The sequence below is a fragment of the Bacillota bacterium genome (assembly GCA_040754675.1).
In the GTDB taxonomy this organism is placed as follows: domain Bacteria; phylum Bacillota; class Limnochordia; order Limnochordales; family Geochordaceae; genus Geochorda.
In genome coordinates this window covers 1-2,809 of the sequence record JBFMCJ010000521.1, presented here as the reverse complement: position 1 = coordinate 2,809, position 2,809 = coordinate 1, and the positions used below count along the sequence as shown (strand labels likewise).

Here is a 2,809-nt window from a genome sequence, read left to right as displayed (position 1 = left end):
GCCGCCGCGCCCCCCTGGCCACGGCGGCCAGCTTTCCCTCCTCGAGCGAATACACGGTCAGCAGGCGGTCTGCCTCACCCAGATCGCGGCTGCGCAGGATGATACCTTCCACGTGATAGAGGGCCATGCAGGTTTCCCACGGCGGCAACGATTTCGGCCCACCAGCACCCCTGCAGGCGGCCTCAGCCGCGCAGAACTTCGTATTCAGAGCATTCCTCGCTCCCCGACGGGGTTCCTGCGTCAGATTGTTCCGAATTGAGTTGCATCCCATGCCTTGGCATGGTAGAATGTCCCCGTGAGGATTTGTCGTCTTTAAAGGAGGGAGAAATTGGAATGACCCGCGTTAGGCTGGAACGGAAGCGCCGCCGCATGACGGCCTGGGCATTGGCGTTGCAGGCCCGCGTCCACCCGTCGGACTTGTCCAAGATCGAGGCCGGACGGCTGCGCCCCACAGCCGAGCAGGCCCACCGCATTGCGGAGGCGCTGGGGCTGCCGGTGGAAACCGTGTTTGACCACCGTGGTTGGCCCTTAGAAGCGGAATTGGAGGTGGTCTGAATGTCCATCCCTGCCAGCAACCTTGACCGCCAGCTCGCGGAGCTGAAACGCAGGTGGGAGCAAACCACCGACCCTGCCCTCCGCGCCCAACTCCACCAGCAGGCCAACGCCCTCCGCGCTGCCGAGGCCTCGGAGGCCGTTGCCAATACCCTGGTATACGGCAGGCCCGAGGGGGCGGGGTTGCAGTATGCCCGGAGTTACATGGGCGCCAACTGGACTCCGGCGGTGGCCCAACCACAACCGGCCTCCCCCGCACCGCAACTTTTGCGCCAAGTCCAACAGATGAAGCCCGCACCCGTCACCCCTCCTGCCATCCAGGAGCGCCCCGGCCAGACCGTGGACCTGACCCCCTGGCTCCGGGCTATCGGGCAGGCCCCTGCCCAGCCCTTCAACCTCCAGCAGTTGCAGCAGGCCCTCGCCCGCCCGCTGCCCGAGGTGCCGCAGGCCCGCTTCGCCTCTCCAGAACAATTGGGTCAATGGATCGCCCAGTTCCAGCAGGTGCAGGAGCCGTGGCTGCAAGCCGCGACGGAGTTGGCGCGTTCTGAAGCTGCGAGGCAGCTTCAGAACCTCCAGAACCAGTGGGCCGCGAGGGGGCTCTTGGCGTCCGGTGCGGCAGCGGCTCAAGAGCGTGAGGCGGCGACAGAACTTGGCCGCCAACTTGCCGAAATCCGCACCCGCGCCCTCGCCGACGCCGTGGGCCAGGCTCTCCAGGCCGGGCGGCTCTCGCTGGACGAGGCCGCGCAACTGTGGCAGATGGCATACCAGGGGCGGCAGGCCGAAGTAGATAATCTACTTCGCGCCCTCGGGCTCCAGGAGGAGATGCGGCAGAACTGGCTGGACCAGCTTGCCCGGTACTGGCAGGCGCAGATCGGCCAGTCCCAGTGGGCGCAGGAGCTTGGTTTGCAACGGGCCGCGCAGGAGTTCCAGCGCTGGGCCGAGGCCCAGCGCCTTGACCAGGCCGCTCGGGAGGCGTGGCTGGACGCCCTGCTTCGTGCGGGCGGACTCGCGGAGGAGGCCCGGCAGTTCGAGCGCCGGATGCCCTTGTGGGAGGCCGAGTTGACGGGTACGCTGTATGGGCTGCCCACCCTGGAGGCCCGCCGCCTCGCGGAGCAGGCTCGGCAATTTGACATCGGGACGGCCCTTGACTTGTCCCGGCTGGTGGGGACGGTCCTGCCCTACACTGGTGACATCATGTCCGCGTTCCAGCAGGCCGCCGGTCGCCCCTTGTGGGAGCGGGTGCTGCGGGAGCAGGAGCTTGCGGCGGATCGGTGGTACCGCCAGCAGATGCTGGACATCGAGCGCAAGCGCCTTGATCTGGAGGAGAAACGCTTGGCCGCGCAGGGGAATAAAGAGGGGCAGGAAGCTTTGAATCTGTTCGGCAAGCTGCTGTCCACCGATGTCGGTATCACCGACCCCACCAAGCGGGCGCAGCGCCGGGAAGAGCGGCTGAATTTGATCAACGCGTGGGAGCAGTTGGGCTGGGTGGACCGGGAGGCTGCGGACGCCATGCGCCGGGCAGTGGACGCAGCGCTTCCGCCCCCGCAGCAGCAGCCGAGCACGTTGTGGTCACGCCTGCTCAGCAGCGAGTCGCGTGAAGATTGGGAGAATTACTGGAGGACTTACTACCAACTCCGGTTCGGCAGGTGATGCCGAGCAGGAACTAGCGAAGCGGCTAGGCCCCCTGGCCTCCCTGCGAGGAGGCCGGGGGGTGTTCGCTTTCCTGCGGGGAGGAACCGTCGCCACATCTTGACAGGCGTGACTTGTGTGATTATATTCATAATAGCTGCACTATTCGCTCGGAGGGAGGTGCGAAGATGACACGGCTGAAGAGGGAGCGGCTGGCGCGGGGGATACCGGCATGGAAGCTCGCGGCGCAGGCTAACGTTCATCCGATGTATGTGAGCCAGTACGAGCGCGGCCTGATGGCGGCCTTGCCGACGCACCAGGCGCGGCTGGCGCGGGCGCTGGGGCTGAGGCCGGAGGAGTTGTTCGACGCGAAGGGTTTTGCTGTTGCGGTGGACGAGGTGCCGGAAAAGGCGGCGTCCTACATCTAGTGGGCCGGGGTTGTTTGGGCCTACCACATGTTGATACAATGGACAACGAGAGGGGGTGATGGGATGCTAGACCGGCCTGCCATGCTGAAGGTCCCCGAGGCCGCCAGGTTGTTGCGGTGTAGTTTGAAGACGGCCTACAAGATGGCAGCCGAGGGAACCCTCCCCACGGTTCGGGTGGGCAAGCAACTGCGTGTACCTGT

At 65.9% G+C, this 2,809-nt stretch carries 5 protein-coding genes; 4 read left to right on the top strand and 1 reads right to left on the bottom strand.

What is annotated here, in order from left to right; all coding sequences use genetic code 11:
- Positions 1-127: recombination protein O N-terminal domain-containing protein (locus tag AB1609_20125; protein ID MEW6048750.1), on the bottom strand; the 127-nt coding region annotated here is incomplete at its 3' end.
- Positions 128-333: 206 nt separating this feature from the next.
- On the opposite strand from AB1609_20125, the gene AB1609_20120 reads away from it, so the two are divergent.
- The 4 genes from AB1609_20120 to AB1609_20105 all read left to right on the top strand — a co-directional run.
- Complete coding sequence (locus AB1609_20120) at positions 334-555, top strand: helix-turn-helix transcriptional regulator (GenBank protein ID MEW6048749.1); 222 nt, start codon at positions 334-336, stop codon at positions 553-555.
- Complete coding sequence (locus AB1609_20115) at positions 556-2,202, top strand: hypothetical protein (GenBank protein ID MEW6048748.1); 1,647 nt, start codon at positions 556-558, stop codon at positions 2,200-2,202.
- A 167-nt stretch (positions 2,203-2,369) separates the two neighbouring features.
- Positions 2,370-2,609: a helix-turn-helix transcriptional regulator gene (locus AB1609_20110; GenBank protein ID MEW6048747.1), complete on the top strand. Its 240-nt coding sequence runs from the start codon at positions 2,370-2,372 to the stop codon at positions 2,607-2,609.
- Positions 2,610-2,636: 27 nt separating this feature from the next.
- Positions 2,637-2,809, top strand: a 173-nt coding sequence (locus AB1609_20105) for a helix-turn-helix domain-containing protein (GenBank protein MEW6048746.1), incomplete at its 3' end; no start/stop codon positions are given.